Below are 26394 nucleotides of genomic sequence, written 5' to 3' on the forward strand. Positions count from 1 at the left end.
AGCCCACACCGGACGAGCTGCAATGTGCGGCCCCACGCAAGCGGGCCGAAGCGGGGGGCCAACGCCGGACGGGCTGAAACGGGCGGCCCTCCACACGAGCGGGCCGAAGCGGGCAGCCCACGCCGGGCAGGCTGAAAGGTGCGGCCCCCACACCTCGGCTTCAGGCGTCGCCCAGCGCGTCCGGGAGCACCGCCGAAACCCGGAAGCCCCCCGCGTCCGTGGGACCGGACACGAACACACCCCCCAGCCCCAGCACCCGCTCCCGCATCCCCACCAGCCCGTTCCCCCCGCTCGGCAGCCCCGCGTCCGCCGCCGCCGAGTCCGAAGGACCGTTCTCCACCTGCATCGCGACCTCGGCCTCCCGATGCGCCAGCCGCACCCACGTCTTCGCGCCCGCCGCATGCTTGTGCACGTTCGTCAACGCCTCCTGCACCACCCGGAACGCCGTCTGCTCCACCTCCGGCGGATACGGCCGCGCCGCACCGTCCACCGACAGCTCCACGACCATCCCCGCCTGCCGCGACTGCGCCACCAACGCCTCCAGCTCATGCAGCCGGGGCCCGTCCTCCGACGCGACGGTGGCGGCGGCCGCGACAGCCGCCTTCCGCACCGACGCCAGCGGAACCGCCCCCGCGGCGGCCGGCGCGGTCAACGCGTCCCCCGTGCGCAACACCCCGAGCATCTCGCGCAACTCCGTCAACGCCTGCCGCCCCATGTCCCCGACCAGCGCCGCATTACGCACGGCCTTCGCCGGATCCTTCGGCGCGACCGCCTGGAGCGCCGCGGCGTGGACCACCATCAGGCTCACCCGGTGGGCCACCACGTCGTGCATCTCCCGGGCGATCCGGGTCCGCTCCTCCGTACGCGCCCACTCGGCCCGCTCCTCGGCCCGGTCCGCGAGCAGCGACAGCTCCCGCTCCAGCGAATCGGCCCGCTCCCGCAGGCTCTCCATCAGACGGCGCCTGGCCCCTGTGTAGAGGCCGAACAACACCGACGGGGCCGTGAGCCCCACCGCCATGAATCCGGACATCAGCGGGACGTACCAGTCCCCCGGCCCGAAGTCGGCCTGCTCGGCCACACTCTGCCGCAACCGCACCCAGGTGACGATGAACGTCCCCACCAACGCCATCCCCGCCAGCACGACGGTGATCCGGCGCGGCACCTCGGACGCCGCCAGCGTGTAGAGGCCCACGAGGGCCATCAGGAAGCCCATCTCGGCGGGCGTCATCGCGATCGTCACGAGCACCACGGCGATCGGCCACCGCCGACGCACCAGCAGCACCGAACCCGCCAGCAGTCCGAACACCACGCCCACCGGCACCGGCATCCCGGTGTTCCGGGCGAACTCCACCCCCTCCAGGCCACACTCCAGCGCCGACACCAGCGCCAGCCCCACGTCCAGGGCGACACCGCGTCGCCGCTCCCACCACCAGTAGCCGCGGGTGGTCGTTCCCGCCGCTTCCCGGTCTGCCCCCGTTGCGGTCATGGCATCCAGCCTACGGGCGGACGCATCCCAATTTCCGGTGACCGGCAACAGCACGTTCCGCGTTCGAACAAGCACGAAACACATGCCGATCGCCTGAAATGGCGAATCGACCGCACTTTCGACCCGGACGTTCGCATTCCGGACGACGATCCCCGTATGACGGAAACCACAAGCAAGTACGCCGACTTCGAGGGCCTGCGCGAGCAGGCGGTGGCGCTGCGCCGGGAGGGGCTCAGCCGCCGCCAGATCCGCGACCGGCTCCACGTCGACAACAACGACATCCTCAACCGGCTCCTCCAGGGCGAACCCGCCCCGGAGTGGACGAAGCGCCCGAACGCCAAGGACGACGTACGGGCGAAGGCCCGGGAACTGCGACTCCAGGGGATGACGTACGACCAGATCCAGGTGGAGCTGGGCTGCTCCAAGGGGTCCATCTCGTTGTGGGTACGGGATCTGCCGAAGCCGGAGCGCAGCCTTGACGCGATCGAGCAGGCGCGCCTTGCGGGGCGGATGCGCTGGGACCACGAACTGGCGGTACGGGACAAGGAGCGGCAGCACACGAAGGCGGTCGCGCGGGACGAGACCGTGACCATGTCGGACCAGGAGCTCTTCTACACCGGCGTTGCCCTGTACTGGGCGGAAGGAAGCAAGGACAAGGTCTACGACCGGCGCGAGAACGTCACGTTCATCAACAGCGACCCGGATGTCATAGCCGTCTATCTGGCCTGGCTGGATCTGCTGGACGTATCCCGGGACCGGCTCTCCTACCGGGTGATGATCCACGAAACCGCAGACGTCCCAGCCGCCGAGAGGTACTGGGCCGACCTGGTCGGCATCGAGGTGTCCGCCCTCCGGAAAACAACCCTCAAGAAGCACAATCCACGAACCATCCGGAAGAATGTGGGCGAGGCGTATCGCGGGTGTCTGGTCATCCGAGTCGCCAAGGGTGCCACCCTCTACCGCCGCATCGAAGGGTGGTGGTCCGGGATCGCCGCAGGGGCCACCTCCAGGCTCAGAAGTGGTGATCGACCCGGTAGGGTTGAGGCGTGATCCGCCGTGGGGTAGCGGCATCCCGCAGGCCTTTGGAGCCTTGAGACGCTGGTTCGAATCCAGCCGGCGGAGCTCACGCATCGGGCCCCGACCACACAGGTCGGGGCCCGCCCCCGTTTCCACCGGAAACACCCCCGGTATCCTGCGGATGACCACCACCCGAAGCCGAAGGGCACATCCGTGAGCGCAACCAGCCCGGCAGCCGTCGTCGTCCTCGCAGCGGGTGAGGGCACCCGCATGAAGTCGAAGACACCCAAGGTTCTGCACGAGATCTCCGGGCGCTCGCTCGTCGGACATGTCGTCGCCGCCTCCCGTGAGCTGGACCCCCAGCACCTCGTCGTGGTCGTCGGCCATGCCAGTGAGCAGGTCACCGCGCACCTGAACGCCGGCGACGCCCCCGTGCGCACCGCCTTCCAGGCCGAGCAGAACGGCACCGGGCACGCCGTCCGCATGGGGCTCGAAGAGCTCGGCGGGGCCGTCGAGGGCACCGTGATCGTCGTCTGCGGGGACACCCCCCTGCTGTCCGGCGAGACGCTCGGCGCGCTCGCCGCCACCCACGCCGCCGACGCCAACGCGGTCACCGTCCTGAGCGCCGAGGTCCCCGACTCCACCGGCTACGGGCGCATCGTGCGCGACCCCGCCACCGGTGCGGTCACCGAGATCGTCGAGCACAAGGACGCCACCGACGAGCAGCGGGCGATCCGGGAGATCAACTCCGGGGTGTTCGCGTTCGACGGGCGGCTGTTGGGCGACGCGCTGGGCAAGGTGCGCACCGACAACAGCCAGGGCGAGGAGTACCTCACCGACGTGCTGTCCATCCTGCGCGAGGCCGGGCACCGGGTCGGGGCCTCCGTGGCGGGCGACCACCGGGAGATCCTCGGCATCAACAACCGGCTCCAGTTGGCGCAGGCGCGCCGGCTGCTCAACGAGCGGCTTCTGGAGCGGGCGATGCTCGCGGGCGTGACCGTGGTGGACCCGTCGTCCACGCTGATCGACGCGACCGTGACGTACGAGCGGGACGCGGTCGTGCACCCGGGGACCCAGCTGCTGGGGACCACGCACCTCGCGGAGGACAGCGAGGTGGGTCCGAACTCGCGGATCGAGAGCACCGTCGTCGGGGCCGGCGCCCGGGTGGACAACTCCGTGACGGACTCGGCCGAGATCGGGGCGGGGGCGCTCGTCGGCCCGTACGCCTATCTGCGGCCGGGCACCCGGCTGGGGACGAAGGCCAAGGCCGGTACGTACGTGGAGATGAAGAACGCGACGATCGGGGAAGGGACCAAGGTCCCGCATCTGAGTTACGTCGGTGACGCGACGATCGGTGATCACACCAACATCGGTGCGGCGAGCGTCTTCGTGAACTACGACGGTGTCGCGAAGCACCACACGACGATCGGCTCTCACTGCCGTACCGGTTCGGACAATATGTTTGTGGCGCCCGTCACGGTCGGGGACGGGGTCTACACCGCCGCCGGGTCCGTCATCACCAAGGACGTGCCCGCCGGTTCGCTGGCCGTGGCGCGGGGCCAGCAGCGGAATATCGAGGGTTGGGTGGCGCGGAAGCGGCCGGGCAGCGCCGCCGCGCAGGCCGCTCAGGCGTCGTCGCAGGAGACCGACGGGCAAAGCTGACCGGAAACAGGTGCGCCGGTGACGGCGTACCGTGATAGATGCTCACCCATTTCGGCTGGCTCGTTGCACATCGGGACCTATGCGTGCAGCGCCAGATACACGTCTGAGGAGACTGTGCTGTGACCGGGATCAAGACGACCGGCGAGAAGAAACTGATGCTCTTCTCCGGCCGCGCCCACCCCGAGCTTGCCGAGGAGGTCGCCCATCAGCTGGGAGTCGGTCTCGTGCCGACGAAGGCCTTCGATTTCGCCAACGGTGAGATCTATGTGCGGTTCCAGGAGTCGGCACGTGGCGCGGACTGCTTCCTGATCCAGAGCCACACGGCTCCGATCAACAAGTGGATCATGGAGCAGTTGATCATGCTGGACGCGCTGAAGCGCGCTTCGGCCCGCTCCATCACGGTGATCGTGCCGTTCTACGGTTATGCCCGCCAGGACAAGAAGCACCGTGGCCGTGAGCCGATCTCGGCGCGCATGGTGGCGGATCTGATGGCGACGGCGGGTGCGGACCGGATCCTCACCGTCGATCTGCACACGGACCAGATCCAGGGCTTCTTCGACGGTCCGGTGGACCACCTGTTCGCGCTGCCGATCCTGGCGGACTACGTGGGCGCGAAGGTCGACCGTTCCAAGCTGACGATCGTGTCGCCGGACGCGGGCCGGGTGCGGGTCGCCGACCGTTGGTGCGACCGGCTGGACGCGCCGCTGGCGATCGTGCACAAGCGTCGTGACAAGGACGTGCCGAACCAGGTCTCGGTCCACGAGGTCGTGGGCAACGTCGAGGGCCGGGTCTGTGTGCTGGTCGACGACATGATCGACACCGGTGGCACGATCTGCGCCGCAGCGGACGCGCTGTTCGCGCACGGTGCGGAGGACGTCATCGTGACGGCGACGCACGGGGTGCTGTCGGGTCCGGCGGCGGACCGGCTGAAGAACTCGAAGGTGAGCGAGTTCGTGTTCACGGACACGCTGCCGACCCCGGGTGAGCTGGAGCTGGACAAGATCACGGTGCTCTCGATCGCGCCGACGATCGCGCGTGCGGTGCGTGAGGTGTTCGAGGACGGTTCGGTGACGAGCCTCTTCGAGGAGCAGGGCTGACAGCGGTGTCGATCACTCTCCGGTGATCCACTTTGGGGTGCGGCCTCCCCGCCGGGTAGACTCAGCGAGTTGCTCGGCGAGGGAGGCCGTACCTGTGTGTACGGCGGTCCGTTATCGACGCGCTCTTCGTAGCAGGCCTGTCGTGGGCCGGGTGACCGTTCGTGTTCCGTCTCCCGACGGCTCACCCACCTGACGAGGAGTGCAACCATGGCTGAGATCAAGCTCGCCACCGAGGTCCGTACCGAGTTCGGCAAGGGCGCCGCCCGCCGTGTGCGTCGCGCCAACCGTGTTCCCGCGGTCGTCTACGGCCACGGCGCCGAGCCGGTTCACGTCACGCTGCCGGGCCACGAGCTGCTGCTGGCGCTGCGTACGGCGAACGTCCTGATCGGTCTGGAGATCGACGGCAAGGACGCGCTGGTCATCCCCAAGGCTGTGCAGCGTCACCCCCTCCGCAGCACCATCGAGCACGTCGACCTGCTGACCGTGAAGCGCGGCGAGAAGGTCAACGTCGAGATCGCGGTGCACGCCGAGGGCGACCTGGCGCCGGGCGCCAACCTGCTCGAGTTCGTGCTGAACACGCTGCTCGTCGAGGCCGAGGCCACCCACATCCCCGAGTCCGTGACGGTCTCCGTCGCGGGTCTGGACGCCGGTGACTCGATCCAGGCGAAGGACATCGCGCTGCCGAAGGGCTCCGTGCTCGCCGGTGACGAGGACGCCATCGTGATCCAGGTCGTCGCCGCGCAGGCCGAGGAGCCGTCCGCGGACGAGGCCGGCGAAGCCGCCGAGGCCTGAGTCGTACCGCTCACCGTTCCACCTGCTTGACTGACGGGGTGGTGGTTCCCTTCCGGGAGCCGCCGCCCCGTTTGCCTGCCATGCCTGCCATGCCTGCATGCCATCCCTGCTGTCCCTGCTGTCCCTGCCATCCCCTGCGTGCGAGGAGACCGAGCGCTGATGTCCGACGCCACCGACCCCTGGCTCATCGTGGGCCTGGGCAATCCCGGCCCCGACTACGCGGCGAACCGGCACAACGTCGGGTTCATGGTCGCCGATCTGCTGGCGACGCGGATCGGCGGGAAGTTCAAGCGGGCGCAGAAGGCGCAGGCGCAGGTCGTCGAGGGGCGGGTGGGTCCGCCGGGTCCGGGGAGCCGCCGGGTGATCCTGGTGAAGCCGATGTCGTACATGAATCTGTCGGGCGGGCCGGTGACGGCGCTGCGGGACTTCTACAAGGTGCCGACGGATCATGTCGTGGCGGTCCATGACGAGCTGGACGTCGATTACGGGATGCTGCGGCTGAAGCTGGGTGGCGGTGACAACGGGCACAACGGGCTGAAGTCGATGACGAAGGCGATGGGTCCGGACTATCACCGGGTGCGGTTCGGGATCGGGCGGCCACCGGGGCGGATGCAGGTCGCGGATTTCGTGCTGAAGGACTTCTCGTCGACCGAGCGCAAGGAGCTGGCGTTCCTGGTGGACCGGTCGGCGGACGCGGTGGAGTGTCTGCTGGCGGAGGGGCTGGAGCGGGCGCAGAGCGCGTACAACTCCTGAGGCGCCACAACTCCTGAGGCGCCCTGTCTCCCCTCCGCAACTCCTGACATTCCCTTCCCTGGTGGGGCGTTTTTCGGCCACAGGTTGACCGCGGGTGGGGGTCTGGCCAAGGATCGGCCCCCATGAAACGGAGCTCTTCGCAGCGTGCGGCGCTCGCGGGCCGTCGGGTGGCCATGGGGCTGGTCGTCCTGGTGCTGCTGGTCGCCGGTGCGTGGTCGTCGTGGAACACGGCGCACCACATCGTTCTGGCCAAGGGGCGTGACCACGGCACGGTGACGGTGACGGGGTGCGGCGAGGAGACGTGCACCGGTTCGTTCGAGCCGGACGCGGTGTCGCGGGAGCGTCCGCGGGTGAGCGTGGACCGGTCCGTCGCGGCGCGGGAGGGGGAGCGTTTCGCTGTCGTGGTGAAGCCCGGTTCCGATGCGGTGGTCCGCACGGGGTTGCCGGGCTTTCTGCATGCGTGGGTGCCGTTGGGCGGGGCGATGGTGCTGGCCGCGTTCGTGATCGGCGGCGGGCTGCGGATGTCGCGGACGGCGTGGGGTGTGGGTACGGCGGGGGCGGTCCTGCTGGTGGCGACGTTCGTCGCGCTGTAGCGGGACCGCCCCGGGGGCCCTTCCGTACGTCCGTACGTCCTCTACGGTCAGCCGGTGTTGCGGAGTCCTGCCGCGACGCCGTTGACGGTGAGGAGCAGGGCGCGGGCGAGCAGCGGGTCGGCTTCCTCGCCGCGCTCGGCCGCCTCGCGCTGGCGGGCCAGCAGGGAGACCTGGAGGTAGGAGATCGGGTCCAGGTAGGCGTCGCGGATGGCGAAGGTCTGCTGGAGTACCGGGCTGGTGCCGAGCAGTTCGGTGGAGCCGGTGACCTTGAGGACTTCCCGTACGGTCAGGGCGTGCTCGGCCTCGATGGCGTCGAAGACGTGCTTCAGTTCGTCGGGGACGAGTGTGTCGACGTAGTGCCGGGCGATGCGCAGGTCGGTCTTGGCGAGCGTCATCTCCACGTTGGAGAGGAAGTTGCGGAAGAAGTGCCAGTGCTCGTGCATCTCGTCGAGGACGGTGTCGAGTCCGGCTTCGCGCAGGGCCTTGAGGCCGGAGCCGACGCCGTACCAGCCGGGCACGATCTGCCGTGACTGGGTCCAGCCGAAGACCCACGGGATGGCGCGCAGGCCGTCGAGGGAGACGCCGGAGCCGGGGCGGCGGGAGGGCCGTGAGCCCAGGTGCAGGTCGGCGAGCTGGTCGACGGGGGTGGAGGCGAGGAAGTACGCGGGCAGGTCGGGGTCCTCGACGAGCTTGCGGTAGGCGTCGTGGGCCGCGTCGGAGACGGTGTCCATGGCCGCGTCCCAGCGGGCGAGGGCTTCGTCGGACTGGCGGGGTGCGGTGTGCAGGGCGGAGGCCTGGAGGGTGGCCGCGACGGTCAGTTCCAGGTTCTCGCGGGCGAGGGCGGGGATGAGGTACTTGTCGGAGATGACCTCGCCCTGTTCGGTGACCTTGATCTCGCCTTCCAGGGTGCCCCAGGGCTGGGCGAGGATCGCGTCGTGGGAGGGGCCGCCGCCTCGGCCGACGGTGCCGCCGCGGCCGTGGAAGAGGCGCAGGCGTACGCCGTAGCGGTGGGCGACGTCGCGGAGGCGTCGCTGGGCGCGGTGGATCTCCCACTGGGAGGTGGTGATGCCGCCGAACTTGGAGGAGTCGCTGTAGCCGAGCATGACCTCCTGGACGTCGCCGCGCAGGGAGACGAGACGGCGGTAGGAGGGGTCGGCGAGCATGGCGTCGAGGATGACGTCGGCGGCCTTGAGCTCGTCGGTGGTCTCCAGGAGCGGGACGATGCCGATCTTGGCCCAGCCGGCGTGGAGGTCGACGAGTCCGGCCTCGCGGGCGAGGACGGCGGCGGCGAAGACGTCGTCGGCTCCCTGGCACATGGAGATGATGTAGGACTCGATGACTTCGGGGCCGAAGCGTTCGAAGGCCTGCTTGATGGTGTGGAAGACGCCGAGGGTCTTCTCGCCGGCCGCGTCGAGCGGGGCGGGGGTGGGGGCGAGCGGCCGGCGGGAGCGGAGTTCCTTGGCGAGGAGCTTCTGCCGGTAGTCGCGGGGCATGTCGGTGTAGCGCCAGGACTCCTCGCCGAGCCGGTCGAAGAGCTGGCCGAGGGCGTGGTGGTGGGCGTCGGCGTGTTCGCGTACGTCCATGGTGGCGAGCTGGAGGCCGAAGGCGCCGAGGGTGCGGATGGTGCGGTCCATCCGGCCGTCGGCGAAGAGGCCGCCCTTGTGTGCGCGCAGGGAGGTCTGGATGAGTTCCAGGTCGGCGATGAGCCCGGCGGTGCCGAGGTAGTCGCAGCCGGGGCGGTGGGGGGTGCCTTCGGCGAGGCGCTCGCGGGTGTTGACGAGCTTCTGGCGGATGCAGGTGGCCTTGAGGCGGTAGGGCTCTTCGGCGTTCAGCCGCTTGTAGCGGGGGCTGATGCCGGGGAGGTTCTCCAGGTCGGTCTGGAGGGAGGTGAGGAGTTCCTCGGTGGCTCCGGCGTAGCGGATGGAGTTGGAGAGGAGGCCGCGGAGGTGGTCGATCATCTCCAGGGCGTCGGTGATGCCGTGCTCGTGCTGGAGGATCAGGACGTCCCAGGTGACGGCGGGGGTCACGTTGGGGTTGCCGTCGCGGTCGCCGCCGATCCAGGTGCCGAAGGTGAGGGGGCGGGTGCCGGCGGGCAGTTCGACGCCGACGCGTTCGAGTTCGGCGGCGAGGTCCTCCAGGACGTCTCCGACGGCGCCCGCGTGGAGTTCGTCGAGGTAGTAGATGGCGTTGCGGGCCTCGTCGGCGGGCTCCGGGCGGACGACGCGGAGTTCGTCGGTCTGCCAGATGAGGTCGATGTTCTCGGCGAGGCGGAGGTCCAGGCGGCGGCGGTCGGCCTCGATGACCGGGGTCTCCAGGAGGGCCCCGATGCGGCGGAGCTTGTTGAGGACCGAGCGGCGGGCGGCCTCGGTGGGGTGTGCGGTGAAGACGGGCCGGACGTTGAGGTTCTTGACCGTCTCGCGGAGGTGCTCGGGGTCGGCGTCCTTGAGCCGGTCGGCGGTGCGGGCGAGCAGGCCGCCCTCGGCCGCGCGGCGGTCGCGCATCTCGTGGGCGCGGTGGACCTGCTCGGTGACGTTGGCGAGGTGGAAGTAGGTGGAGAAGGCGCGCACGAGCTGTGCCGCGGTCTCCAGGTCCGTGTCGCCGAGGAGTTCGGCGGCGGCTTCGCCGTCGGTGCGGGTCAGGGCGCGGACCCGCTCGACGAGGTCGAGGAGCTCCTGGCCCTCCTGGCGGACGAGGGTCTCGCCGAGGAGGTCGCCGAGGCGGCGGATGTCGGCGCGCAGCGCGGGGCTGGCGGCAGGGGTCTGGTCGGCACTGCTCACAGTGTGCGGCTCCTTGCAGTGAATGAGGAGGTGCGTTCGCTTCGCCGTCCCCCGTGGGTGGTGGTGGGGGCGGGTGGCGGGGTCCGGGGCCCTGCGGCTGGCAGCGGTGCTGTCGCCACGCCCCGACGAGCGGGTGCGGACCGCGCTGTCCGACGCTCCCAGGATAGGTGTCGTCGCAGGCGGCGTGTCCGTTGCCCCGACGGGGGGCGCGGTCGCCGCCCGGTACACCCGGGCCTCTGTCCCCTTACCCAGCGGGCGGGCGGGGTATCGCGGGTGACGGGTCCGGGCGGCCTCTCGTGTTGTGGTGCCCGTCACTGCCATACTTACCAAGCCGTAGGTTACGGAACCGTAGCCACGGCCGTCCGAGTCTTCTCCCTCACCCTCAGAGGTATCCCCCCATGGCGAGCACCCCCCATGTGATCGACGAGACCGAGCCTCCCGGTGCGGCCGGGGCCTCGTTGCCGCCCGGCACGCTGGGCGGCGACAACAAGCGGTCGATCGAGCAGTTCGCGCTGCTGGCGTTCATCGTGGTGCCGTTCGTGGCCCTGGTCGCGGCGGTGCCGTTGGCGTGGGGCCGGGGGGTGAGCTGGCTGGATCTGGGGCTGCTGGTGGCGATGTACTTCATCGGCTGTCACGGGATCACGATCGGCTTCCACCGGTATTTCACGCACGGTTCGTTCAAGGCGAAGCGGCCGTTGCGGATCGCGCTGGCCGTGATGGGTTCGCTGGCGGTGGAGGGGCCCCTGGTGCGGTGGGTGGCCGATCACCGCAAGCACCACCGGTTCTCGGACGCGGAGGGTGATCCGCATTCGCCGTGGCGGTTCGGGGAGAGCCTGCCGGCTCTGATGAAGGGGCTGTGGTGGGCGCACATCGCGTGGATGTTCGACGAGGAGCAGACGCCGCAGCAGAAGTACGCCCCCGACCTGATCAAGGACCCGGCGATCCGGGGCATCTCGCGCCACTTCCTCTCCTTCACGATCGTCTCGCTGGCGATTCCGCCGCTGGTCGGCGGCCTCGTGACGATGTCGTGGTGGGGTGCGGCGACGGCGTTCTTCTGGGGTTCGCTGGTGCGGGTGGCGCTGCTGCACCATGTGACCTGGTCGATCAACTCGATCTGCCACGCGGTGGGCAAGCGGCCCTTCAGGTCCCGTGACCGGTCGGGGAACGTGTGGTGGCTGGCGGTGCTGTCGTGCGGCGAGTCGTGGCACAACCTGCACCACGCGGACCCGACGAGTGCCCGGCACGGGGTGATGCGGGGGCAGATCGACTCCAGTGCCCGGCTGATCCGCTGGTTCGAGGTGCTGGGCTGGGCCACGGATGTGCGGTGGCCGGACGCCGAGCGTATCGACTCCCGGCGCACGTCCGTTCCGGCCGACGCGGCATGATTGACGACGTGGCGACCGACGGCAGCACGAGCAGCGAGCAGAGCAGGACCTCCCCCTCCCGCCGGGCCCGGCGGGTCCGGATGACGGGCAAGGAACGCCGCGAGCAGCTGCTGGACATCGGGCGCGCCCTCTTCGCCGACAAGGGTTTCGAGGGCACGTCGGTGGAGGAGATCGCGGCGCGTGCCGGGGTGTCCAAGCCGGTGGTGTACGAGCACTTCGGCGGCAAGGAGGGCCTGTACGCGGTGGTGGTCGACCGCGAGATGCGCCGGCTGCTGGACATGGTGACGGGGGCGCTGACGGCGGGCCATCCGCGCGAGCTGCTGGAGCAGGCGGCGTTCGCGCTGCTGGATTACATCGAGTCGTACACGGACGGTTTCCGGATCCTGGTGCGGGATTCGCCGGTGGCGCAGTCGACGGGCACGTTCGCGTCGCTGATCAGTGATATCGCCACGCAGGTGGAGGACATCCTGGGTCTGGAGTTCAAGGCCCGGGGCTTCGATCCGAAGCTGGCCCCGCTGTACGCGCAGGCGCTGGTGGGGATGGTGGCGCTGACGGGCCAGTGGTGGCTGGACGTGCGCAAGCCGAAGAAGGCCGAGGTGGCCGCCCATCTGGTGAATCTGTGCTGGCACGGGCTGGAGAACCTGGAGGCGAAGCCTCGGCTGATAGGGCACCGGAAGAGCTGACCGCGCGACCCTTCCGTACGTCGTCACCCGTTGTGATGACGGGTGCGGATTTCCCGCCGTAGTGTGGTCGTGAGGGCAGAGGATTCGTCCATGGGAGGAACCATGACCGCCGAGCCGACCACCGCGCACAGCTCCCGCTGGCCGGTGCCCCCGCAGGACGGATACACCGTGGACGATCTGTTCACGCTGCCCGATCTCCCGCCGCACACAGAGCTGATCGACGGGAGCCTGGTTTTCGTGAGTCCGCAGCGAGACTTTCACAGCACGATGATCGATCTGCTGGTGACGGGACTGCGCAGTACGGCCCCGCCGGAGGTGAAGGTCCGCCGTGAGATGACCGTGGTGCTGGACCGGCGCAATGGTCCCGAGCCGGATGTCTCCGTCGTTCGGGCCGAGGCCGTCACCGGACCGGAAGTGACCCGGTACCAGGCCGCCGACGTCCTCCTCGCCGTAGAGGTCGTCTCCCCCGACTCCGAGGCCCGCGACCGTGAGGCCAAGCCGCACAAGTACGCGACCGCCGGCATCCCGCACTTCTGGCTCGTGGAGATGACCGGCACCGACCAGCACCCCGTCGTGCGGGTCTATGAGCTGGACCCGGTGACGAAGGCGTACGCGCTGACCGGGATCCATCACGACCGGCTGAAGACGGGTGTGCCGTTCCCGGTGGACATCGACGTCTCGGCGGACGCGCTCAAGGAGCTGTAGGGCGCCGGTTACGCTGCCGGCTCCTTGCGGGCGACCGCGAAGATGCGGCGGAACGGGAAGACCGTGCCGTACGGGCCGGGCGGGTAGGCCTCGCGGAGCAGGTCGCGGTATTCGGTGAGGAACGCGTCGCGGGCCGCCGGGTCGTCGGCGAGGGCGGTGAGGACGGGGCGCAGTGCGGTGCCCTTGACCCAGTCGAGGACCGCGTCGTCGCCGTGGAGGGTCTGTAGGTAGGTGGTCTCCCAGACGTCGGCCGTGCAGCCGAGGTCGCGGAGGCGGGTGAGGTAGTCGGCGGGGTCCAGGGCGGAGGCGGTGCGGTCGCCGATGCCGTGGAGCAGGGGGCGCCAGCGGTCGGATGCGCGGAGGGCGGCCAGGAGGGCGTGGCTGGGGGCGGTGAAGTTGCCGGGGAGCTGGAAGGCGAGGGTTCCGCCGGGGGCGAGGGCGTCGAGCCAGCGGGGGAAGTGGTCGGCGTGGCCGGGGATCCACTGGAGTGCGGAGGTGGAGACGATCAGGCCGTACGTCTCGGTCGGCGTCCAGGTCGCGGCGTCGGCCTCGGCGAAGTCGAGCAGGGGCGGCCGGGCGTGGGCGGCGGCCTCGGCGAGCATCTCGCGCGAGGTGTCGTAGCCGGTGATCCGGGCATCCGGCCAGCGGTCCGCGAGGAGGGCGGTGACGTTGCCCGCGCCGCAGCCGAGGTCGGCGATGCGGGGTGCGGGGTGGCCGGGGAGGTCGCCGATGCGGGCCAGGAGGTCGTGGAAGGGGCGGGTGCGGTGGTCGGCGTGGCGCAGGTACTGCTGCGGGTCCCAGGAGGGCTGGTCGGGTGCGGTCATGGGGAACAGGATCACGCCGAGAATCTCTTGATGTCAAGACACTTGAATTCAAGAGACTTCATGTCGAGGGACCCTCTACACTGATCGCTATGGAGGACGAGGTCGACCGACTGGTCGCTGCATGGCGCCGCGAGCGCCCCGACCTCGACGTGGAACCACTCGAGGTGCTCAGCCGCGTCTCCCGCCTGGCACGCCACCTCGACCGGGCCCGCCGCATAGCCTTCTCCGAGCACAACCTGGAGCCGTGGGAGTTCGACGTGCTGACGTCGTTGCGCCGGGCCGGCGCCCCGTACCAGCTCTCCCCCGGGCAACTGCTCACCCAGACCCTGGTCACCTCGGGCACGATGACCAACCGCATCGACCGGCTGACCAAGAAGAACCTCGTCGAGCGGCTGCCCGACCCGAGCGACCGGCGCGGCGTCCTCGTCCGGCTCACGGCCGAGGGACGGGACAGGGCCGACCAGTCGCTGGCCGGACTGCTCGACCAGGAACGCGCCATCCTCGGCGAGCTCTCCCGCCACCAGCGCGGCGAACTGGCCCGGCTACTGCGCCAGTTGACCGCCCCGTTCGACAACATTCCCACTTAGGGGACGCATCGTCGGCTCCGCGGGGCCGACCCCCGCCCGGCGGGCCAGCGCCACCGCGGCCAGCGTCGAGTGCACTCCGAGCTTGCCCAGCACGTTCTGCATATGGGTGCGCACCGTGTGCGGGGAGAGGAACAGCCGCTCGGCGACCGCCTTGCGGCCGAGTCCCGCCACCATGCAGCGCAGCACCTCCCGCTCACGCGGCGTCAGCGACTCCACCAGCCGCTCGCTCTCGGTACGGTGCTTGCGGGTGGCGGTCAGCTCCCGCAGTACGCCGGTGAGCAGCGCGGGCGGCAGATGCGTCTCGTCGCGCAGCACGCCCCGTATCACCGCCAGCAGCCGCTGCAACGAGCAGTCCTTGGCCACCCAGCCCGAGGCGCCCGCCTGGAGCGCCCGTGCGGCGGCCCGCGGATCGTCCTTCTCGGCGAGCACCACCGACCGGACGGCGGGCCGGCCCGAACTGACCCCGGCGACCAGGGAGATGCCGTCGACGACGCCCGTCTCCTCCTGCCGGGGGACGGGAACGGCGTGCGCGCCGCCGGCCGTCGTGGCGCCCAACTCGGCGTCCACCAGCAGCACGTCGTATCCGCGCCCCTCGGCGGCGGCGCGCTCCAGGGCGCGCAGCGCGGCCGGGCCGCTGCCCGCAGCGGACACGTCCACGTCGGGCTCGGCCGCGAGGGCCGCCGCGAGCGACTCGGCGAAGATGCGGTGGTCATCGACCACCAGAACCCGGATACGCGCCACAGAACCCCCATCGGTGGGGGCGGACAGCTGCGGGTACGGCGTCCGGAGGGATCGGCGCGGCCCACTGTGCTCCGGCCGCCGCCTTCGCACCGCCTGCCGCCCCGCCCCCGGGCGCCGTACCCGGCTCTCTCGCTCCCCTGAATGAGCACCGGCCCCCACCGGTGCTGAGCATCAGCGTACGGGTGGGGGCCACGAGGGGAAGGCGATTCGCCGAACTGGTCGCCCAGGGTGTTTAGGGTGTGCTTCATGTTCCGTCTTGAGACAGAAGTAGACAAAGAACGTCGCATTCTGCTGAGCGGGCGTCTGCACGAGGACAACATCGCGGCCGCGGCCGGCCTGCGTGCCCTGCTCTCCACCCCCGCCGAGCACGAAGTTCCGCTGGAGGTCTGGGCGTTGGACGAGCACGGGGCCCTGGCGGGCGGACTGACCGGGCGGACCTGGGCGTACTGGCTGCATGTCGATCTGCTCTGGGTCGACGCCCCGCACCGGGGCTCCGGCCTCGGCGCGCGGCTGCTCGCCGAGGCCGAACGGACCGCCCGCACCGAGCGCGCCTGCACCCGTTCGCGGTTGGAGACCTGGGACTTCCAGGCCCCCGGCTTCTACCGCGGACAGGGGTACGAGGAGATCGGCCGGGTCGCGGACTACCCGCCGGGCGTCACCGAGTTCATCCTGGTCAAGGACCTGTGAACGTGGGGCTCCGCGTTCGTCCTGGTCAAGGACCTGTGAACGCGGGGCTCCGCGGCGGGGTCAGCGCAGTCGGCGCGCCCCGGCCGACGGGATGGCGTCGAAGATCCCCGGGGCCGTGTGTCCGGCCGCCGCGAACGCCTCACTGACGGCCTTGGCCACGGTGCCGGCCGCCGCCGCCTCCACCAGGACGACCGCCGAGCCGCCGAAGCCGCCGCCGGTCATCCGCGCACCGAGCGCCCCGGCCTCGTTCGCCGCCTCGACCACCAGGTCCAGTTCAGGGCAGGAGACCCGCAGATCGTCGCGGAGCGAGCGGTGGCCCTCGTTGAGGACGGGGCCCGCGGCGCGGACGTCGCCCGCGTCGAGCAGGGCGATGACCTGCTCGACCCGGCGGTTGTCGCCGACGACATGGCGTACGTAGCGGATCACGGACTCGTCCGCCCCGGCGTCGGCGAAGGTGGCGAGCGCCGCGTCGAGACCGGCGTACGGCAGGTCGCGCAGCATCGGTATGCCGAGCAGCCGGGCGCCCTCCTCGCAGCCGGCCCGGCGCTCCGCGTACGCCCCGTCGCCGAGCGCGTGCTTGACCCGGGTGTCGACGACCAGCAGCGTCAGGCCCTGGGCGGCCAGGTCGAAGGGCACCTGGCGCAGGGAGAGGTCGCGGGTGTCCAGGTGGAGGGCGTGGCCCTCGACGCAGCAGGCCGAGGCCATCTGGTCCATGATCCCGCAGGGCACGCCGACGAAGTCGTTCTCGGCGCGGCGGCCGACGACGGCGAGTTCGGGTCCGGTGAGGCCGAGGTGGAAGAGGTCGTTCAGGGCCAGCGCGGTGACGACTTCGAGGGCGGCGGAGGAGGAGAGCCCGGCGCCCGTGGGCACGGTGGAGGTCAGGGCGATGTCCGCCCCGGTGACCGGGTGCCCGGCCTCGCGCAGCGCCCAGAGCACCCCGGCGGGGTAGGCGGCCCAGCCGTGGCCGGAGTGCGGGGCGAGTTCGTCGACGCGCAGGGAGACGACGCCGCCGGGGACGTCGGAGGAGTACAGGCGCAGGACGCCGTCGTCGCGGCGGGAGACGGCCGCGACGGCGGTGTGCGGGAGGGCGAGCGGCATGACGAAGCCGTCGTTGAAGTCGGTGTACTCGCCGATCAGGTTCACTCGTCCGGGTGCCGCCCAGACGCCGTCGGGCTCGCCCCCGTACAGCTCGGAGAAGGTGGCGGCGGGGTCGGTCCCGTCCGGCTCCGCGAAAGTGGCGGCGGGGACGGCCCCGTCCGGCTCCGTAAGGGGCGTGGGCGGGGCGGTGGTCTCGGTCATGGGGTGGTCGTGTCCTCTCGGCGGGCGAACTGCCAGGCGTCGGCGATGATTCCGGCCAGGTCGGCGCGGGAGGGCTGCCAGCCGAGGCGCTCGACGGCGGTGGTGGCGGAGGCGACGAGGACGGCCGGGTCGCCGCCGCGGCGGGGGGCGGCGGTCTCGGGGACGGGGTGGCCGGTGACCTTGCGGGCGGTCTCGATGACCTCGCGGACCGAGAAGCCGTTGCCGTTGCCGAGGTTGCAGATGAGGTGCTCGCCGGGGGCGGCGGCCCGAAGGGCCAGCAGGTGGGCGTCGGCGAGGTCGGCGACGTGGATGTAGTCGCGGACGCAGGTGCCGTCGGGGGTGGGGTAGTCGTCGCCGTACACGGAGATCGACTCGCGCTGTCCCAGGGCCACTTGGAGGACCAGCGGGATGAGGTGGGACTCGGGCGCGTGGCGTTCGCCGCAACTGCCGTAGGCCCCGGCCACGTTGAAGTAGCGCAGCGAGACGGCGGCCAGGCCGTGGGCGGTGGCCTCGCCGCTGATCATGTGGTCGACGGCGAGTTTGGACGCGCCGTAGGGGCTGGTGGGGGCGGTGGGGTCGGTCTCGGTGATGGGGCTGGAGACCGGTTCGCCGTAGGTGGCGGCGGTGGAGGAGAAGACGAGGGTGCGCACGCCGTGCTCGCGCATCGCGGCGAGCAGGGCGGTGGTGCCGCCGACGTTGTTGACCCAGTACTTCTCCGGGTCGACGACGGATTCGCCGACCTGGGAGAAGGCGGCGAAGTGCAGGACGCCGTCGTAGGAGGGGTCCAGGTGGCGGGCGGCGTCCTGGACGCGGCCCTCGATGAACGCGGCTCCGGCCGGGACGCCCGCGCGGAAGCCGGTGGAGAGGTCGTCCAGGACGGTCACGGTGTGCCCGGCCTCCAGCAGGTGCTGGGCGACGACGCTCCCGACGTAGCCGGCGCCGCCGGTGACCAGGTACTTCTTCGGGAGCTTGCCGGCCTTCGGGGAATCGCTCACTTGCTCGCTACCTCTCGCAGTCGCTCGGCCGCGGCCTCCGGCGGCACGTCGTTGATGAACACGCTCATGCCGGACTCGGACCCCGCGAGGAACTTCAGCTTGCCGGAGGTCCGGCGAATGGTGAAAAGCTCCAGGTGCAGCGCGAAGTCGTCCCGTCCGGGGACCTCGAACGGCGCCTGGTGCCAGGCGGAGATGTACGGGGTCGGCGGCTGACCGGGTCCGAAGATCCGGTCGAAGCGCCTCAAGAGTTCCAGATAGACCTGTGGGAACTCCGTCCGCGCCCGCTCGTCCAGCTCCCGCAGGTCGGGGACGCGGCGGCGGGGGTACAGGTGGACCTCGTAGGGCCAGTGGGCCGCGTACGGGACGAAGGCGGCCCAGTGGTCGGTGGCGAGGACGATGCGCGAGCCGTCCCCCTCCTCGCGGGCGACCACGTCGTCGAAGAGGTTGCGGCCGGTCTCCTCCCGGTGGCGGGCGGCCGAGCGGAGCATCAGTTCGGTGCGCGGGGTGACGAAGGGATAGCCGTAGATCTGGCCGTGCGGGTGGCCGAGGGTCACGCCGATCTCGGCGCCCCGGTTCTCGAAGCAGAAGACCTGGGTGACCTGGCCGAGTGCGGCGAGTTCGGCGGTGCGGTCGGTCCAGGCGGCGAGGACGAGGGCGGCCTGTTCCTCGGTGAGGTCGGCGAAGGACGCTTCGTGGTCGGCGGTGAAGCAGACGACCTCGCAGCGGCCGGAGTCACCGGCGAGGGAGGGGAAGCGGTTCTCGAAGACGGCGACGTCGTAGTCGCTGTCGGGGATCTCGCCGACCCGTCCGTCGCGCGTGGGGCAGAGCGGGCAGGCGTCGGCCGGCGGGTGATAGGTGCGCGCCTGGCGGTGCGAGGCGACGGCGACCGCGTCACCGAGCAGAGGGTCGCGACGGATCTCGGACGAGGTCGATACCGGATCCAGCGGGCGGTGATCGACGGCGTCGCGGACGGTGTCGTCGGCGGAGTCGTAATAGATCAGCTCACGGCCGTCGGCGAGGGTCGTAACCGTCTTCTTCACCAGGGTCCTCCACCAGATCCTCCCAACATAATCGCACATAACAAATCACAAGCAAACACGCGCGTCAATGACCGCGCGCATCTGCGAGCGTTCCGCGATCCCGGACGGCATACCCGGACATTCACCCACGCCCGATCACGATCAAACAAAGAACCCCAACGAGACTGTTCATTTCTCGAACACAGAGGCGTAAGTTCCGACGGGTTCAGTTCGCGCAACGAAGCGAGTACCCCCCATGCACACACTTGCCGAAGGGCTCCGGCTCCCCACGAACGGGCTCGACTACGCCATCCTGGCGATCTACTTCGTCGTCGTGCTCGGCATCGGCTTCGCGGCCCGTGCCAGTGTGAGGACGAGCCTCGACTTCTTCCTCTCCGGACGGTCGCTGCCCGCCTGGGTGACCGGGCTCGCCTTCGTCGCGGCCAACCTCGGCGCCACCGAGATCCTCGGCATGGCGGCCACCGGCGCGCAGTACGGCGTCGCGGTGGTGCACTGGTACTGGATCGGCGCGATCCCGGCCATGGTCTTCCTCGGCCTGGTGATGATGCCGTTCTACTACCGCTCCAAGGTGCGCTCCGTGCCGGAGTTCCTGCTCCAGCGGTTCGACAGGTCCGCGCACCTGCTCAGCTCCGTGCTCTTCGCCTTCGCGGCGATCCTCATCGCGGGCGTCAACCTCTACGCCCTGTCGATCGTCGTGGAGGCGCTCCTCGGCTGGCCCCAGTGGGTCGCGATCGTCGTCGCGGGCCTGTTCGTGCTGGTCTACATCACGATCGGCGGACTCTCGTCGGCGATCTACAACGAGGTGCTCCAGTTCTTCGTCATCCTCGCCGCGCTGATCCCCCTCACCGTCCTCGGCCTGAAGCGGGTCGGCGGCTGGGACGCGATGAGCGACTCGTTGACCAAGCAGCACGGCGGGGACTTCATGACCGCCTGGGGCGGCACCGGCATCGGTGACGCCAACCCGCTGGGCGCCAACTGGCTGACGATCATCCTGGGCCTCGGCTTCGTGCTGTCCTTCGGCTACTGGACGACGAACTTCGCCGAGGTGCAGCGCGCCCTGTCCGCGAAGAACCTCTCCGCCGCCAAGCGCACCCCGCTGATCGCCGCCTTCCCGAAGATCTTCATCGTCTTCGCGGTGATGATCCCGGGCCTGGTCGCCGCCGTGATCGTGCCCAAGATCGGCACCCCGGACTCCGACCTCACCTACAACGACGCGATACCCCTGCTGATGCAGGAGCTGCTGCCCAACGGCGTGCTCGGCATCGCGGTGACCGGTCTGCTCGCCGCGTTCATGGCGGGCATGGCGGCCAACGTGTCCTCGTTCAACACGGTGTTCACCACCGACATCTGGCAGCGGTACGTGGTGAAGGACAAGCCGGACGCCTACTACCTGCGCTTCGGGCGGCTGATCACGGCGATCGGTGTGCTGGCCTCGATCGGCACGGCGTTCATCGCCGCCAGCTTCTCGAACATCATGAGCTACCTCCAGACGCTGTTCTCGTTCTTCAACGTCCCGATGTTCGTCGTCTTCATCATCGGCATGTTCTGGAAGCGGGCCTCGATGAAGTCCGGTGTCTGGGGCCTGGTCGCGGGCACCGGGGCCGCGATGGTCAACTACTTCTGGATCTACAAGGGCGGGATCATCGACATCCCGTCCGACCAGGGCGCCAACTTCGTCTCCGCGATCGTCGGATTCGTCGCCGGAGCCGTCGTCATGGTCGCCGTCACCCTCTTCACCGCGCCGAAGCCCGAAGCGGAACTGGCCGGTCTGGTGTACGGGACCGAATCGCCGGACCCCGACGAGGCGCTCGACGAGGCCGACAGCGCCTGGTACCGCAAGCCCGCCCTGCTCGGCTGGGGCGCGGTCGTCCTCGCCGCCGCCTGCTACATCCCCTACTCGTTCTGATCGGAGGCACTCACCATGTCCGACCCGCACATGTCCGACCCGCGCACATCCGGCCCGCGCACGTCCGACCTGCACAAGGAAGTCTCCGAGCTGGAGCGCAAGTCCGCCACCGCCGCCCGTCTCTTCGACATCCGGCGGATCATCGGCGGCCTGTTCGTGGTTTACGGAGTGATCGTCACCATCGCCGGCGTCAGCCCGTCCGACGCCGACCTGAAGAAGGCCGAGGGCGTCCACATCAACCTGTGGACGGGCCTCGCCATGCTGGCGCTCGGCCTGTTCTTCCTGGTCTGGATGAAGCTGCGCCCGGCCGAGGCCCCGGCGGCCCCGGAAACCGACCCGGGCCCGGGCCCGACGCCGGAGTCCGGCGCGGGCTGACCGGCCCCACCGCTCGTCCGCCGTGCCCGCAGGGGCCGTACGTCACCCGCGCTGTCCGGGGATGTACGGCCCCTGCGGCGTGCCGCCGTCGTCCGCGGCCCTCTCCAGCAGTCCCGTACGGGCCGCGAGGGCGGCCGCCTCCAGGCGGGAGCCGACGCCGAGCTTCATCAGGACCCGCTGGACGTGGGTGCGGGCGGTGCTCGGGGCGATGTCCATGCCGGCCGCGATCAGCCGGGTGCCCTCGCCCTCGGCGACCCGCACCAGCACCTCCGCCTCGCGCGGCGTCAGCATCCGCAGCAGCCGCCGCCCCTCGTCGTCGGGCTGGGCCGTCGGGTTGAGCAGTTCGGCGAAGGCCCCCCGCAGCAGCTGCGGGGCGATGGCGCTCTCCCCCGCCCGCGCCTTGAGCATGGCCCGCTCGACGCCCTCGATGCGCTCGTCGTGCCGGACGTACCCCGCGGCCCCGGCGGCGAACGCCGCGGCGATCCCGCGCGGGCTGGGCACCGGTCCGAGGACCACCACCGCCACCTGCGGGCGTTCCCGGCCGATGCGCGTGATCGGGTCGAAGACCCCGGGGGCGGCGGGCGAGGCCGTACCGAACAGACAGACCTCCGGGGCCCTGCTGACGACCAGCTCCGCTGCCCCGGACGTCGGCGCCGCCGCCGCGAGCACCCGGTGCCCGCGCAGTTTCAGCGCCGAGGCGAGTGCCTCGGCGAGCAGCCGGTGGTCGTCGACCACCATGAGCCGCACACCCACGGTCCTCACCCCCAAAGCCCCTGTACGCCCGGCCCCCGGACTCCTGCCCCGGCAAGTTACACGCTTGTTCGACGCCGCGCGGCCGTTACGTGGGAGAAGCCCCCCGGAATGCCGAATTCTGCGCCATTCGGCCCCAGTTGACCTGCGTTCATGGCTCGTTGACCGGCAGTTCGCGGTCACTTCACGGGCGGAAAGCGATCGGCCCCGCCGGCGAGGTGATCGACCGGCGGGGCCTGGCACTGCGGGACGCTCCCCGGGGAGAGCGCGGTGATCAGTCGGTGCGGTAGGCGACGACGAGGTAGCGCTTCTCGTCGGGGTTGACGGTGCTGGGCTTGTGGACCGACCTGCCCGCCATGTAGAACCGGCCGTCGCTGTAGAGGAGTTCGGCCGAGCCGATGTTGAACCGCTTCTCCGCCTCCCGGACGGTCTCGTCGCTCGGGTTCTCCATCAGCAGGGTCTGCTTGAAGGTCTCGCCGTCGATGGAGACGACCTGGCCGCCCTTGTCGTACGGGCCCTCCTTGTAGGCGATGATGCTGGTGCCGTCCATCCGGAGCGGCGTCAGGGTGTGGCGGTCGCCCGCGTCCGCCCGGCCGCCGAGGAGCTTTCCGGTGGCCAGGTCGAAGGCGACGATCTCGTTCGTGTCGCCGTACTCGCTGGTTCCGTCGTGCCTCTCGGTCGGCAGGTAGAGCCGGTTGTTGCCGACGGCCATGTTCGTGCACTGCTCGACATCGGTGGAGCCGCACTCCGCCGCGTACTTGTCCGCGTCGGCGGGAATGCGGACGATCAGCTTGCCGGTGGCCGCGTCGATCGAGAAGAAGTCGGAGATGCTGCTGCCGTCGCCGGCGGTGTCGCCGACGTCGGCCGCGACCACCAGCGGCTTGGTGGAGACGATGCTCGCGTAGTCGACGCCCGCGGGCATCTGGAACGAGGACAGCGGCGCGCCGGTCTTCGGGTTCAGCGCCTGCACGGTGAGCTGCGGGCTGTCGGACGTGCCGCACCTGCGGACCACGGCGAGGGCGTCGCCTCCCGCGTAGCCGCGGTCGTAACAGCCGTCCGCGCCGACCTTCGGCTTCCAGAGCGAGGCGCCGTCGGCCAGGTTGAAGGCCGCGCCGCCGGAGGTTCCGCCCGCGGCGACGGTGGTTCCGCTGAGCGTGACCTCGTCGAAGCGGATCGGCCGGTCACCGCCGGTGGCGGAGGTGACGCTCTTGCTCCACAGGAGCTTGCCGGCGCTCAGGTCGATCGCGCCGACCTGGTTGCACGACGGGTACTTGTTCTCCTTGGTCGCCTTCGTCTCCTGGAAGACGATGGCCGCCTTGTAGTCCTTGCTCATGTGCCGGGACACGGAGCAGATCTCGCCGGCCAGCGGGAAGGACCAGAGTTTGGTGCCCTTGTCGCGGTCGTAGCCGGTGACCTCGGCGATGCCGGACTTGACGTACGCCTTGTCGGTGACCCAGGAGCCCGCGACCGTGGTGATGTCGGTGACCACCGGCTCCGGGAACTGGAAGGCGACCTTGGACTTGGTGTTGGCGGGCGCCTTCTCCTCGCCGCCGGCCAGGCCGCCCTCGCCGCCCTTGGCCTCGCCTCCGGTGGCGCCGGACGAGGAGGCCTCGTCCGTGCCGCCCTTCTCGTCGCCGGTGGAGGCGTAGATGATCCCGCCGCCGATGATCAGCACCACGGCGACGGCCGCGGCGACGATGATCTGCATCTGGGTGGAGAACTTCTTGCCGCCGTCGCCGGCCGGCTGCGGGGCCCCGTACTGCGGCTGCATCGGCTGGGTCGGGTAGCCGTAACCCTGCTGGGGCATCCCGGGCTGCCCGGGCTGCCCGGGATGCCCGGCGGGCCCCTGCGGGTAGCCGTAACCCTGCTGCGGGGCCTGGGGGTAGCCGTACCCGTTGGGCTGCGGCGCGGGCGGGGTGGGGTAGCCACCGGCCGGCGGCGGGGTGCCGTAGCCTCCCGGCGGCGGGTCCTGCGGCGCGCCGAACCCACCGGAGGGCGGACCGGAAGGCGGGGGCGTGTTCGGCGGCTGCTGCGGTGGCTGGGGCGGCTGGGTCATGGCGTGCGTACCTCGGGAGACGAGTGGGTGTGGGGGCGCGTGGGGCCGGGAGGGGCCGACCGCGGCCGGATGCCGTGGCGGACCGTCACTTGGTGAACACCAGCATCGTCGACTGCTCCAGCTCTTCCTTGTCGTTGCTCGCGCTCACGCGCTTGCTGAAGATGTAGGAGCGGCCGTCCTGGTAGAGGACCTTGGACGAGAAGAAGCCGTTCTCGATCCGGCCGGCCGACGCCGGGTGCTGGAGCAGCGTCTTGGGAGTGCCGCCGGTCGGCGGCAGGGTCACGAGTGCGCCGGCGGTGTCGTACTTCGGCCGCATGTAGAGCAGCACGTCGCCGCCCTCCATGCCCAGCGGCTTCAGAACGCGCTCGGCCGGGGCGGGCGCCTCCCACTTGGGCTTCCCGGTGTTCAGGTCGAACGCGATGACCTTGTTGGTCCGCGAGGTCCCGCTGCTGTCGTCCTCGGTCGCGATGTAGAAGGTGTTGGCGTCGGCGGCGACGCCGCTGCACCCTTCGAGCTTCTCGCCGAAGACCGCGAAACTGCCCCCGCAGTCGACGGTGAGCTTGTCGCCCTGCGCGGGTGCGAGCTGCGAGCGGAGCTTGCCGCTCTCGGTGAGCGCCGCGATGCCGTACTGCTTCTTCGCCTCGTTGTCGAACCTGACGACGAGCGGGCTGACCGAGTAGACCTTGCTGACCTCCCAGCCGCGCGCGGGCTGGTACGTCCACTTGGCCTTGCCGGTGACCGGGTCCAGCTCCTGGACCTGGTGCTGCGGGTTCTTGGCGTCGTCGGTGCGGCAGCTGGCGGCGGCGATCAGCTTCGCGCCGCCGGCGAAGGCGAAGGGCTTGCAGTTGCCCTCAGGGGTGCCGAACAGCTCCTTGCCGTCGCTGACGCGGTAGGCGTTGGAGTTGCCGGTGCGCCCGACCGTGACGGTGTCTCCGCTGATCGCCAGACCGATGTCCGACAGGAAGTCCCAGGTGCCGTTCTTCTTGATCGTCTTCTTCCAGCCGGCCTTGCCGGTGTTGAGGTCGATCATCTGGAGGACGGAGCACTTGGCCCGGTCGGTGGTGCCGTCCTTCACACCGATGACGAGCTTGCCGTCGGCGGTCGCGCTGTTGGGCGCGGCGCACACGTCGGCGGGGAGCGCCAGGGTCCACTTCTGCTTGCCGTCGGCGACGGAGTAGCCGGAGACGCCGCGGTACATGGCCTTGGCGACCAGGTCGCCGGTGAACCAGGGGCCCTCGACGGACGCGCCGTTGCGCGGCAGGTCGACGTCGTTCTTCTGGAGCCAGGCGACCTTGGCCTCGCCCGGCTTGCGCCCGGCGTTGAGGTCGTCGTTGCCCTCGCGGCCGTCGCCGGTGCCGTCGCCCTCGTCGACCGTCGGCGACTCACTGGGGGGCTTGGGGTCGTTGGTCGTGCCGGCGACCGGCTTCTTGGGGTCGTCCCCGCCGTCGCTCACGAGGAACCAGGTGCCCGCCCCGGCGACCAGGACCACGGCGAGCGCCGCGGCGACCACGATGCCGGTCTTGTTCTTGAGGAACCCGCCGGGGCCGGAGCCCGGTCCGCCGGGGGCGGGGGCGCCGGGGTGCTGCTGCGTCGGGTAGCCGTAGCCGGGCTGGGGCTGCTGACCGTACGGACCGGGAGCCTGCTGACCGTACGGGCCCGGGGCCTGCTGACCGTAGGGGCCGGGCTGCTGGCCGTACGGTCCGGGAGCCTGCTGGCCGTACGGTCCGGGGGCCTGGCCGGGCTGCTGCGGATAGCCGTAGCCGGGCCCGGCCTGGGGCTGCTGCTGCGGATAGCCGTACGCCGGGGTGCCCGGCGGGGACGTCTGCGGCGGGCCGGCCGGGGGCCCGGGCGGCTGCGCGGGGGGCGGCCCCTGGGGCGGCTGACCCGGCGGCGTCTGCGGCGGCTTCGCCAGGTCCGGCTGGTCCTGGGGCTGCTGAAAAGCTCCGTTCGGCGGCTCCTGCGGAGCCCCGAAGCCTCCCTGCGGCGGTTGCTGGCTGGGCGGCTGGCTCATATCAGCACGTCCCCCTTCGTGCGGACCGGTGCGCGAATCGGTCTCCCCCGCATTCCCAAGAGGGTCAATTCCCCTCGGAAAGGAGCGAATCGGGCATGGCTTCCGCGGTGTTACGACAGTCGGGCGGGGCTTCTTTGTACCACCCGCCCGCCACCGGGCACCGGTTCGGGCCA

Annotated in this window: 23 protein-coding genes and 1 tRNA gene; 14 read left to right on the forward strand and 10 right to left on the reverse strand. The window is 70.6% G+C overall.

Features of this window, described 5'->3' with window-relative positions; all coding sequences use genetic code 11:
- Positions 1-160 precede the first annotated feature (160 nt).
- Complete coding sequence (locus AB0F29_RS29600) at positions 161-1486, reverse strand: histidine kinase (protein ID WP_361878206.1); 1326 nt, start codon at positions 1484-1486, stop codon at positions 161-163.
- A gap of 156 nt (positions 1487-1642) precedes the next feature.
- On the opposite strand from AB0F29_RS29600, the gene AB0F29_RS29605 reads away from it, so the two are divergent.
- The 7 genes from AB0F29_RS29605 to AB0F29_RS29635 all read left to right on the forward strand — a co-directional run bounded on the left by AB0F29_RS29605 (position 1643) and on the right by AB0F29_RS29635 (position 7400).
- The gene (locus AB0F29_RS29605) at positions 1643-2536 is read left to right on the forward strand and encodes a hypothetical protein (protein ID WP_361878209.1); all 894 of its coding nucleotides are present in this window, start codon (positions 1643-1645) and stop codon (positions 2534-2536) included.
- Positions 2537-2608 (forward strand) — tRNA-Gln (locus AB0F29_RS29610). It abuts the gene before it with no gap.
- A 108-nt stretch (positions 2609-2716) separates the two neighbouring features.
- Positions 2717-4165 (forward strand): bifunctional UDP-N-acetylglucosamine diphosphorylase/glucosamine-1-phosphate N-acetyltransferase GlmU, encoded by a 1449-nt coding sequence (gene glmU / locus AB0F29_RS29615; protein WP_361878212.1) that lies wholly within the window; start codon positions 2717-2719, stop codon positions 4163-4165.
- A 119-nt stretch (positions 4166-4284) separates the two neighbouring features.
- Entirely contained in the window at positions 4285-5262 is a 978-nt protein-coding gene (locus AB0F29_RS29620) for a ribose-phosphate diphosphokinase (RefSeq protein ID WP_015609053.1), read from the forward strand.
- Between the two features lie 207 nt (positions 5263-5469).
- Positions 5470-6054 carry a 50S ribosomal protein L25/general stress protein Ctc gene (locus AB0F29_RS29625; protein WP_361878215.1) on the forward strand — a complete coding sequence of 195 codons (585 nt, stop codon included), beginning with the start codon at positions 5470-5472 and terminating at the stop codon, positions 6052-6054.
- 159 nt (positions 6055-6213) lie between these two features.
- The gene (gene pth / locus AB0F29_RS29630; RefSeq protein WP_361878219.1) at positions 6214-6807 is read left to right on the forward strand and encodes an aminoacyl-tRNA hydrolase; all 594 of its coding nucleotides are present in this window, start codon (positions 6214-6216) and stop codon (positions 6805-6807) included.
- A 122-nt stretch (positions 6808-6929) separates the two neighbouring features.
- Positions 6930-7400, forward strand: a complete 471-nt coding sequence (locus AB0F29_RS29635) for a hypothetical protein (RefSeq protein WP_018961720.1) — start codon at positions 6930-6932, stop codon at positions 7398-7400.
- Between the two features lie 47 nt (positions 7401-7447).
- Here the strand turns inward: AB0F29_RS29635 and ppc are convergent, their stop codons facing one another.
- Positions 7448-10177 carry a phosphoenolpyruvate carboxylase gene (gene ppc, locus AB0F29_RS29640; RefSeq protein ID WP_361878222.1) on the reverse strand — a complete coding sequence of 910 codons (2730 nt, stop codon included), beginning with the start codon at positions 10175-10177 and terminating at the stop codon, positions 7448-7450.
- 398 nt (positions 10178-10575) lie between these two features.
- Between ppc and AB0F29_RS29645 the strand changes: the two genes are divergently transcribed.
- The 3 genes from AB0F29_RS29645 to AB0F29_RS29655 all read left to right on the forward strand — a co-directional run bounded on the left by AB0F29_RS29645 (position 10576) and on the right by AB0F29_RS29655 (position 12950).
- Complete coding sequence (locus AB0F29_RS29645; protein ID WP_361878225.1) at positions 10576-11562, forward strand: fatty acid desaturase; 987 nt, start codon at positions 10576-10578, stop codon at positions 11560-11562.
- Entirely contained in the window at positions 11559-12245 is a 687-nt protein-coding gene (locus AB0F29_RS29650; RefSeq protein WP_026291172.1) for a TetR/AcrR family transcriptional regulator, read from the forward strand. The genes AB0F29_RS29645 and AB0F29_RS29650 overlap by 4 nt, the downstream gene beginning before the upstream one ends.
- A gap of 102 nt (positions 12246-12347) precedes the next feature.
- Complete coding sequence (locus AB0F29_RS29655; RefSeq protein ID WP_361878425.1) at positions 12348-12950, forward strand: Uma2 family endonuclease; 603 nt, start codon at positions 12348-12350, stop codon at positions 12948-12950.
- Between the two features lie 8 nt (positions 12951-12958).
- On the opposite strand, the gene AB0F29_RS29660 is transcribed toward AB0F29_RS29655, so the two are convergent.
- On the reverse strand, positions 12959-13774 hold the full coding sequence (locus AB0F29_RS29660; RefSeq protein ID WP_361878228.1) for a trans-aconitate 2-methyltransferase: 816 nt from the start codon (positions 13772-13774) through the stop codon (positions 12959-12961).
- A gap of 89 nt (positions 13775-13863) precedes the next feature.
- Here AB0F29_RS29660 and AB0F29_RS29665 point away from each other — a divergent pair, with 89 nt between their 5' ends.
- Entirely contained in the window at positions 13864-14361 is a 498-nt protein-coding gene (locus tag AB0F29_RS29665) for a MarR family transcriptional regulator (RefSeq protein ID WP_361878231.1), read from the forward strand.
- Here AB0F29_RS29665 and AB0F29_RS29670 read toward each other — a convergent pair.
- Entirely contained in the window at positions 14317-15102 is a 786-nt protein-coding gene (locus tag AB0F29_RS29670) for a response regulator transcription factor (RefSeq protein WP_361878234.1), read from the reverse strand. The genes AB0F29_RS29665 and AB0F29_RS29670 overlap by 45 nt on opposite strands.
- A 246-nt stretch (positions 15103-15348) precedes the next feature.
- Between AB0F29_RS29670 and AB0F29_RS29675 the strand changes: the two genes are divergently transcribed.
- Positions 15349-15789 carry a GNAT family N-acetyltransferase gene (locus AB0F29_RS29675; protein ID WP_018961712.1) on the forward strand — a complete coding sequence of 147 codons (441 nt, stop codon included), beginning with the start codon at positions 15349-15351 and terminating at the stop codon, positions 15787-15789.
- Between the two features lie 60 nt (positions 15790-15849).
- Here AB0F29_RS29675 and galK read toward each other — a convergent pair whose 3' ends face one another.
- From galK to galT, 3 genes are read right to left on the reverse strand one after another with little or no spacing between them, the layout of a single operon-like run.
- Complete coding sequence (gene galK, locus AB0F29_RS29680; protein WP_361878238.1) at positions 15850-17088, reverse strand: galactokinase; 1239 nt, start codon at positions 17086-17088, stop codon at positions 15850-15852.
- Positions 17085-18083 carry a UDP-glucose 4-epimerase GalE gene (galE, locus tag AB0F29_RS29685; protein ID WP_361878241.1) on the reverse strand — a complete coding sequence of 333 codons (999 nt, stop codon included), beginning with the start codon at positions 18081-18083 and terminating at the stop codon, positions 17085-17087. Before galE ends, galK begins: the two co-directional genes overlap by 4 nt.
- Positions 18080-19123 carry a galactose-1-phosphate uridylyltransferase gene (gene galT, locus AB0F29_RS29690; RefSeq protein ID WP_361878244.1) on the reverse strand — a complete coding sequence of 348 codons (1044 nt, stop codon included), beginning with the start codon at positions 19121-19123 and terminating at the stop codon, positions 18080-18082. Before galT ends, galE begins: the two co-directional genes overlap by 4 nt.
- Before the next feature lie 235 nt (positions 19124-19358).
- Here galT and AB0F29_RS29695 point away from each other — a divergent pair, with 235 nt between their 5' ends.
- Positions 19359-21029 (forward strand): sodium:solute symporter family protein, encoded by a 1671-nt coding sequence (locus AB0F29_RS29695; RefSeq protein WP_265601151.1) that lies wholly within the window; start codon positions 19359-19361, stop codon positions 21027-21029.
- Between the two features lie 15 nt (positions 21030-21044).
- On the forward strand, positions 21045-21404 hold the full coding sequence (locus AB0F29_RS29700) for a hypothetical protein (protein WP_361878247.1): 360 nt from the start codon (positions 21045-21047) through the stop codon (positions 21402-21404).
- A gap of 42 nt (positions 21405-21446) precedes the next feature.
- On the opposite strand, the gene AB0F29_RS29705 is transcribed toward AB0F29_RS29700, so the two are convergent.
- From AB0F29_RS29705 to AB0F29_RS29715, 3 genes are all read right to left on the reverse strand, one after another.
- The gene (locus AB0F29_RS29705) at positions 21447-22157 is read right to left on the reverse strand and encodes a LuxR C-terminal-related transcriptional regulator (RefSeq protein WP_361878250.1); all 711 of its coding nucleotides are present in this window, start codon (positions 22155-22157) and stop codon (positions 21447-21449) included.
- 271 nt (positions 22158-22428) lie between these two features.
- Positions 22429-24210, reverse strand: a complete 1782-nt coding sequence (locus AB0F29_RS29710) for a PQQ-binding-like beta-propeller repeat protein (RefSeq protein WP_361878253.1) — start codon at positions 24208-24210, stop codon at positions 22429-22431.
- Between the two features lie 85 nt (positions 24211-24295).
- A complete protein-coding gene (locus tag AB0F29_RS29715) occupies positions 24296-26221 on the reverse strand; it encodes a PQQ-binding-like beta-propeller repeat protein (protein ID WP_361878256.1) in 1926 nt (641 codons plus the stop codon).
- Positions 26222-26394: the final 173 nt, after the last annotated feature.

The sequence above is a fragment of the Streptomyces sp. NPDC026589 genome, from assembly GCF_040638385.1.
Lineage (GTDB): Bacteria > Actinomycetota > Actinomycetes > Streptomycetales > Streptomycetaceae > Streptomyces.

Coding starts and splice junctions, on each gene's coding strand:
- AB0F29_RS29600 (WP_361878206.1), bottom strand. CDS start 1,486: ATGACCGCAACGGGGGCAGACCGGGAAGCGGCGGGAACGACCACCCGC.
- AB0F29_RS29605 (WP_361878209.1), top strand. CDS start 1,643: ATGACGGAAACCACAAGCAAGTACGCCGACTTCGAGGGCCTGCGCGAG.
- AB0F29_RS29625 (WP_361878215.1), top strand. CDS start 5,470: ATGGCTGAGATCAAGCTCGCCACCGAGGTCCGTACCGAGTTCGGCAAG.
- pth (WP_361878219.1), top strand. CDS start 6,214: ATGTCCGACGCCACCGACCCCTGGCTCATCGTGGGCCTGGGCAATCCC.
- AB0F29_RS29635 (WP_018961720.1), top strand. CDS start 6,930: ATGAAACGGAGCTCTTCGCAGCGTGCGGCGCTCGCGGGCCGTCGGGTG.
- AB0F29_RS29645 (WP_361878225.1), top strand. CDS start 10,576: ATGGCGAGCACCCCCCATGTGATCGACGAGACCGAGCCTCCCGGTGCG.
- AB0F29_RS29650 (WP_026291172.1), top strand. CDS start 11,559: ATGATTGACGACGTGGCGACCGACGGCAGCACGAGCAGCGAGCAGAGC.
- AB0F29_RS29655 (WP_361878425.1), top strand. CDS start 12,348: ATGACCGCCGAGCCGACCACCGCGCACAGCTCCCGCTGGCCGGTGCCC.
- AB0F29_RS29660 (WP_361878228.1), bottom strand. CDS start 13,774: ATGACCGCACCCGACCAGCCCTCCTGGGACCCGCAGCAGTACCTGCGC.
- AB0F29_RS29665 (WP_361878231.1), top strand. CDS start 13,864: ATGGAGGACGAGGTCGACCGACTGGTCGCTGCATGGCGCCGCGAGCGC.
- AB0F29_RS29675 (WP_018961712.1), top strand. CDS start 15,349: ATGTTCCGTCTTGAGACAGAAGTAGACAAAGAACGTCGCATTCTGCTG.
- galK (WP_361878238.1), bottom strand. CDS start 17,088: ATGACCGAGACCACCGCCCCGCCCACGCCCCTTACGGAGCCGGACGGG.
- AB0F29_RS29695 (WP_265601151.1), top strand. CDS start 19,359: ATGCACACACTTGCCGAAGGGCTCCGGCTCCCCACGAACGGGCTCGAC.
- AB0F29_RS29700 (WP_361878247.1), top strand. CDS start 21,045: ATGTCCGACCCGCACATGTCCGACCCGCGCACATCCGGCCCGCGCACG.
- AB0F29_RS29710 (WP_361878253.1), bottom strand. CDS start 24,210: ATGACCCAGCCGCCCCAGCCACCGCAGCAGCCGCCGAACACGCCCCCG.
- AB0F29_RS29715 (WP_361878256.1), bottom strand. CDS start 26,221: ATGAGCCAGCCGCCCAGCCAGCAACCGCCGCAGGGAGGCTTCGGGGCT.